The 6,049-nt window shown below is 31.4% G+C and carries 8 protein-coding genes and 1 pseudogene; 8 read left to right on the plus strand and 1 reads right to left on the minus strand.

Annotated elements, in window-relative coordinates; all coding sequences use genetic code 11:
- The 5 genes from B2U95_RS05900 to B2U95_RS05920 all read left to right on the plus strand — a co-directional run.
- A partial coding sequence (locus B2U95_RS05900) for an alpha/beta fold hydrolase (RefSeq protein WP_296313756.1) occupies positions 1 to 426 on the plus strand: 426 nt, incomplete at its 5' end.
- Entirely contained in the window at positions 426 to 899 is a 474-nt protein-coding gene (locus B2U95_RS05905; protein WP_296313758.1) for an RNA polymerase sigma factor, read from the plus strand. The genes B2U95_RS05900 and B2U95_RS05905, both read left to right, overlap by 1 nt.
- Positions 889 to 1,485 (plus strand): hypothetical protein, encoded by a 597-nt coding sequence (locus tag B2U95_RS05910; protein WP_296313760.1) that lies wholly within the window; start codon positions 889 to 891, stop codon positions 1,483 to 1,485. Before B2U95_RS05905 ends, B2U95_RS05910 begins: the two co-directional genes overlap by 11 nt.
- A gap of 27 nt (positions 1,486 to 1,512) precedes the next feature.
- Positions 1,513 to 1,740, plus strand: a complete 228-nt coding sequence (locus B2U95_RS05915) for a hypothetical protein (protein WP_296313761.1) — start codon at positions 1,513 to 1,515, stop codon at positions 1,738 to 1,740.
- A gap of 441 nt (positions 1,741 to 2,181) precedes the next feature.
- A complete protein-coding gene (locus B2U95_RS05920) occupies positions 2,182 to 2,433 on the plus strand; it encodes a DDE-type integrase/transposase/recombinase (RefSeq protein WP_296313763.1) in 252 nt (83 codons plus the stop codon).
- Between the two features lie 270 nt (positions 2,434 to 2,703).
- Here the strand turns inward: B2U95_RS05920 and B2U95_RS05925 are convergent, their stop codons facing one another.
- Positions 2,704 to 4,137: a CotH kinase family protein gene (locus tag B2U95_RS05925; protein ID WP_296313766.1), complete on the minus strand. Its 1,434-nt coding sequence runs from the start codon at positions 4,135 to 4,137 to the stop codon at positions 2,704 to 2,706.
- A gap of 401 nt (positions 4,138 to 4,538) precedes the next feature.
- Between B2U95_RS05925 and B2U95_RS05930 the strand changes: the two genes are divergently transcribed.
- From B2U95_RS05930 to B2U95_RS05940, 3 genes and pseudogenes are all read left to right on the plus strand, one after another.
- Entirely contained in the window at positions 4,539 to 4,700 is a 162-nt protein-coding gene (locus B2U95_RS05930) for a hypothetical protein (RefSeq protein ID WP_296313769.1), read from the plus strand.
- Positions 4,701 to 4,850: 150 nt separating this feature from the next.
- Complete coding sequence (locus tag B2U95_RS05935) at positions 4,851 to 5,792, plus strand: YHYH protein (RefSeq protein ID WP_296313773.1); 942 nt, start codon at positions 4,851 to 4,853, stop codon at positions 5,790 to 5,792.
- A 14-nt stretch (positions 5,793 to 5,806) separates the two neighbouring features.
- Positions 5,807 to 6,049: pseudogene (locus B2U95_RS05940) on the plus strand (sulfatase-like hydrolase/transferase); the annotation flags it as partial.

Consider the following 6,049-nt stretch of genomic DNA (forward strand, 5'->3'; position numbering starts at 1 on the left):
GAAAAAATGGATAAAAATTCTATAGAATATAGTTCGTACAGTTTTAGTCACGCTATGCAAAATGGATTTTATTTTCCAAAGGAGCCAACCACAGACGCTTTAAATATCTATTCAACGTTTAAAACAGATAGTCTGCTTGTAAAATATAGTTCAAAAATGACTTATGAAGCATCAAGAGGATTTTGGCAAAACGAAAAATATACCACGCTAGATTTAAATGAAAATCTAAAACGAGTAGTAAAGAATGGTATACCTGTTTTCGGTTTATATGGTAAAGATGATGGTTTGTTTTCAGAAAGTCAAGTAAGAAACATTGAAAATTTAATTGGGGAAAATAATTTGGAATATCTATTCAACTGTTCTCATAACCTCTTTATAGACCAGCAAACTAAATTTATTGACGCGTTAAAAAAATGGACGGAATAATGAACTTTGAAACTATTTATAAAACATATTGGCAAAAGGTTTTTAGGCTATGTATGGGGTATGCAAATGATACAGCTGCAGCGAAAGATTTAGCGCAAGAAACCTTTATAAAAGTATGGAAACAATTACCCAAGTTTAGAAACGAATCTTCTATTGGAACTTGGATCTTTAGAATTGCATCCAATACTTGTTTGCGTCAAATTCAAAAAGATAAGAAGATGCCTAAGTCTGAATTGCCATTGGAGATTAAGGATGAAATTTTAGAAACAAACATAGAGAAAGATATACAGTTATTATATCAATATATTTCAGAACTCCAAGAAGTAGAACGAATCATCATATCATTGGAATTAGAAGATATGAATCAAAAAGAAATAGCTGAAATTGTTGGTTTGTCTGAAGGCAACGTTCGAGTTAAGATTCACAGAATAAAAGAAAAATTAACACAAAAATTCAAGAAAAATGGAAACTAATATAGATTTAAAAAAAATATGGAATACAAAAAAGATAGAAACTCCAAATGTAGAAATTCTTTATACCAAAGCAAATAAACTAAAAAGTAGAAGCTTTTTAAAGCTAATAGTAGTCAACATTTCACTTTTACTAACCATTATATTTTTTGGCTTTATTTGGTATTATTATCAGCCTGAATTAGTAACTGCTAAGATTGGTATTATATTAATTATTTTAGCTATACTTATTTTTTTACTACCTTTTAACAAACAATCTTCTTTACTTACGAAGAATAAAACAGAACCGAATAGTAAGGAATACCTTCAACAACTTATAAAGTTAAAAGAACTAAAAGTATACCAACAAACTACAATGTTGAGTATCTATTTTATACTTCTTTCTTTAGGAATTGGTCTATATATGTTTGAATATGTTTCTAAAATGACAATTACTTGGGGAATAATCACCTACGCTATAACCATACTTTGGTTTGCTGTAAATTGGTTTTATTTAAGACCTAAAGCAATTACGAAACAGAACGCAAAACTTAATACGCTATTAGTTGAATTTGAGAAATTGAATAATCAAATGAATGACCCGTTCTGAAATAAGGCTACATAATTCTAAACAGTTATGTACAAAAACTACAAAGTAGTTAGACGTTACAGTGAACCTTTCAAATTAAAAATCTTAGCCGAACTTAGTATTGGAAAGCACACAAAAAGTGAACTTTACAAACTCTATTCTATTGCTCCTTCAACAGTTAATGTAAGGATCAAAAAGTACAATCGTATAGACTTAATGAACACCAGAGTAAAAGAGAAAACCAAAGACGAAATATCTAGAATCAAAGCACTTTAAAAAGCGATTGAACAGCTTAAAAAACTACTACTAAAAAAAGACCTCGATGCTATGGTATTAGATTCATACCTTGAAGTAGCTGCTGAAGATTTAGGCTATAAATCTGTTGGCGAACTAAAAAAGCCGAAGTATAAAGCCTTAAGCAAGGCCAAATAAAAATCTAAGGAATTTGCTTCCTTATCTAGGATATGTAACTGTTTTGAGCTTAAGCGTGATGCTTATTACAAGTATAAGTGTAGAGCTGACAAACGAGAAGAAATAGAACAAGAGGTTATAAATATCGTTAAGAAAAGATGCAAATCCCTTCCTAGAAAAGGTATAAGAAAACTTAAAATATCATTGGATCAAGAATTTACTAAAGCCTACCTAAAAGTCGGTAGAGACACTTTGTTTAATGTTCTTAGAAAATATAAGATACTTGCACTTAGAAAGAAATATAGAATGAGGACAACGAACTCTCATCATCGCTTTTATAAGTATGGCAATATCATAAAGGATATTGAGATCAATATACCAAATCATGTTTGGGCATCGGATATCACATACATCAGAACCGTAAAAGACTTTTGTTACATGGCTCTTATTACAGATACCTATTCTCCTAAAATAGTCAGTTATGTCCTTAGTGATAGGTCGGAACTAAATGGATGCGTAAGAGCGCTTAATAAAGCGATTTATCAAAAAAAACCATAAATGGACTCATACATCATTATGACAGAAGAGAACCATTGCTATGAAAATGCAATTAAATTATACAACGAAATAAGATTACATTTATCTTTAGACTATAAAACACCCAATATGATATATCTATTAACAGCGTAAAATCAATTTTAACCTGTAGCCGTATTTCAGGACTGGTCATTTAAAAACTTGTGCTTCTTCTTTATTTTTTTAAAAAAAAAGCTTCGCGATTTCTCACGAAGCTTAAATCAAAAAAACCATCAATCCAATCAAAGTCTTTTAATCTAAATATGCACTTACAGCTGCTGCACGAGAAACCACATGTGAGTTTAACTCTGCTATTGCAGCTTGAAACTCTGAACTATTATTTAAGAATGTATAACCTTCAATTTCTGAAGTTACATAAGGCTGAATTAGTGCAGAATATGTACTGTATAAAGATTGCATTGTGCTAGTATTAAAAGTATCATCTACAACTTCTTGTACATAAATATCATATTGCGCTTTATAAACAGCATCTTGATATAAATAACCTATTAATGGCCATTGTGAAGGGATTACATCAGAAAAATCTAATTCGGGCGAACCTAATTGACCATATTTTAAAGCGCCATTATTATCCCAAGGAATCCAAGTTAATTTACTAGTATCTGGATTATTGTATAGGTAATAATTATGTTTCGTTCTCCCGTAAGTATCCCAATTTTGAATGACTGTATTTGTTGCTAAAAATTTTAAAAATACATCAGTATCAAAAACAGCTTCTAAGTTTGTTCTCCAAGCTGCTGCGTCTGTTGTTCTGGTGTCATCATGTAAGATTGACAATAAACTTGAAACATCTGTAAAATCGGCTTCATCTTTATTAGTTTTTTTTACATATTCACCTTCATTATAAGTACCAGAGGCAAAAGTTGCAGCATTGCCATCTGGCTTGTATAAATTCCCATCATCATCAGAAAACTGGGTATCTAAAACCGTATCGTCAACTTCTTCAACCAATGTATATAAACCAAAATATATTGGTCCATCTCCATGATCTACATATACTGTATAAAACGCAGTATGAGAACCAACCAAACCTCCATTTCTAAAGACGTCTCCTGCTACTTTTTCTCTAAGCATAGAGTCATCATTATAATTATTTTTAAGACTTAATTTTTTAAATCCATAAAAACGTTGATTATCTATTTGTGGATAATCGTCTTCAAACTCATCAAAATCTAATTTAAATGGTAATTTTAACACACCATTTCTCCAACTACCTTGCAAACTAGAGTTGCCCTTAAAACGTACACCTACGCGATACCATTCTATGCCGTTATAAAATACTTCAGCAGGAACAAAAATAGGGTCTTCGTCAGAATCAACTAACCCTCCACCTAGTCCACCACTAGAACCAGCACCAGAACCAAATATGCCGAAAGTATCTGTCATATCATCTAACATATTTTGCCAACGGTTTGCTGTAATAACTATATCTATTCGTTTTACAGTATTATCCTCAAATACCTCATCAAAATTTAGGTCTGCATCTTTGCTATGCGTCTCTGCTGTCCAGTCTGAGGCTTCAAAATCATCATCACCTTCCTCTTCCACTACTGCAACGACAGTATCATTTTCATCATCATTACTACATGAATTAAATGTTAGAATTGGGATACTAAATACTATTATTATAAAAAGGATATTGATACTTTTTTTAATTGTTTTCATTTGATTTTTATTATTTAACATTAATTCCTATCTCTATTTAGTTGTGATTATTTTTAAACATTCTTCATATAAGACTATTCTAAAACAAAATGGTTTAATTTATTTTTAAAGATTATTGTCTTTTAGGTTTCGGTGCGTTTTTCATCTAAATCAATATTTTTTAAAAAATATTTTAAATGCTGGTGGTTTTTTCTATCGCATCTGTTTTCTGATTGCCAAAAAGAACTATTTGACATAAATAGTGCTATTCCAAATCCGAATGCTGGAATTAATTACTCATTTAGAAAAAATGTAATAAGTTGAAAACTTAGTTTTAAAAAATAAAATGACTTTAAAAATTTAAGAAAATTGAAAAGAATTAAGGACAGTTTAGTTAGCGTCTTTAATAATAAATAACGAAAGTGATACAAAAAGGTGCGGTGAGATGGAAGTCAAAACATTGGGTCTATTTAAGCATTGCTCTTAAAGGAAAATATGTGGGTGTTGAGGAATTAGGAAATGGCATTCGGAGCGTATTTTATTATAATGTGTTTTTAGGTTACTTTGATGATATGAACATCTGAAATAAACAAACATCAATAAGGATTAGTCAAAATTTAGTCTAAAGTCTAATCCTTAACTTGTCTAAACTATGTCCCTTAACGCACATAAAAATCCATCTTCAAATTAAACCTTTTGGTAAGAAGAAAGTCCAAGTTCCAAACAAATCAATTATGACCTATAAAAATTATTTCAAAACAACTAGCATTTGCTTGTTTGTAACTTTCTTTACAATTATTAGTTGTAACAAATCAGATGATTTAAATGGAACTGTTGATGAAACTTTACCGGAAACTATTGATCTTACGAGCTTACCATTTGGAGGTGTAGGAGAAACACAAATCTTGATAAGAAATCAAGGCGACCCTTTACCTGATTTTCTTTCCTTGTGGCTTTGCGGACTACCATCTAACGGAGCAGGTGCAAATAATGCAAGTGATTGGACGAATACCGATGGCACTTGGAATTACGAATTGAAACCGCAAGTTGAGGGAAATGTCACTTGGAACCACATATTTGACATTAATTTAGATGGAAATGGCAACAGAATTATTACAGGCAATAATTTACCAGACCATCCTACTGGTATATTCCCAATACAACCTGGGACTGTAGCTTTTCAATACGATGGAAATCCAAACATTATTTCTGAACAAGTTATAAATTATACATTACCTGCACTACCTCAAATTGCCCAAGAAGCAAATTGCGTATTTTTTGGACCTGCTGGATTTTCTGTAACTGGCGCTGCTATTTACCATGGTGCATCAACACTCGGAACGGATGCTGCAGCACACGAAATGCTTGATAGATTTGGTGGACACACAGATGGAACAGAAAGATATCATTATCATTTTCCTTCCGAAGATCTACAAAACCATATTCACGAACACGAATCTGGACACGCACCACTTATGGGTTATATGTTAGATGGTTTTGGGATTTTTGGTCCTTATGGTGAAAATGGCGAATTACTTACTTCTGCAGATTTAGACGAATGTCACGGACATACACATCCAGTTCTTTGGGATGGCGAGATGGTAGACTTATACCACTATCATTGGACGTATGATTTTCCATATAATATAGGTTGTTTCAAAGGAACACCTCAATAAACACAAGCTACAAAATGAAAAAAATAAAATCAGTTTTATTAGTATCAATTGTTTTAGTAATCTTTTCTTGTTCAAAAGACACAAACGAAAATACTGGCATTGAAGTACCTAATACAGAATCACCAAATGTTCTTTTTATTATTGCAGATGATTTAGGTAAAGACGCTATAAATGGTTTTTCAGAAGGCACTATAAAACCTAATACACCAAACATAGATGCCATTAGAAATAATGGAATTTCTTTTAGTAATTTTTGG

This window comes from Winogradskyella sp. UBA3174 (assembly GCF_002364335.1).
GTDB lineage: Bacteria > Bacteroidota > Bacteroidia > Flavobacteriales > Flavobacteriaceae > Winogradskyella.

Excerpts from the sequence above, each read along its gene's own strand:
- B2U95_RS05925 (WP_296313766.1), bottom strand. The coding sequence starts at position 4,137 with ATGAAAACAATTAAAAAAAGTATCAATATCCTTTTTATAATAATAGTA.
- B2U95_RS05935 (WP_296313773.1), top strand. The coding sequence starts at position 4,851 with ATGACCTATAAAAATTATTTCAAAACAACTAGCATTTGCTTGTTTGTA.
- B2U95_RS05905 (WP_296313758.1), top strand. The coding sequence starts at position 426 with ATGAACTTTGAAACTATTTATAAAACATATTGGCAAAAGGTTTTTAGG.
- B2U95_RS05920 (WP_296313763.1), top strand. The coding sequence starts at position 2,182 with ATGAGGACAACGAACTCTCATCATCGCTTTTATAAGTATGGCAATATC.
- B2U95_RS05915 (WP_296313761.1), top strand. The coding sequence starts at position 1,513 with ATGTACAAAAACTACAAAGTAGTTAGACGTTACAGTGAACCTTTCAAA.
- B2U95_RS05910 (WP_296313760.1), top strand. The coding sequence starts at position 889 with ATGGAAACTAATATAGATTTAAAAAAAATATGGAATACAAAAAAGATA.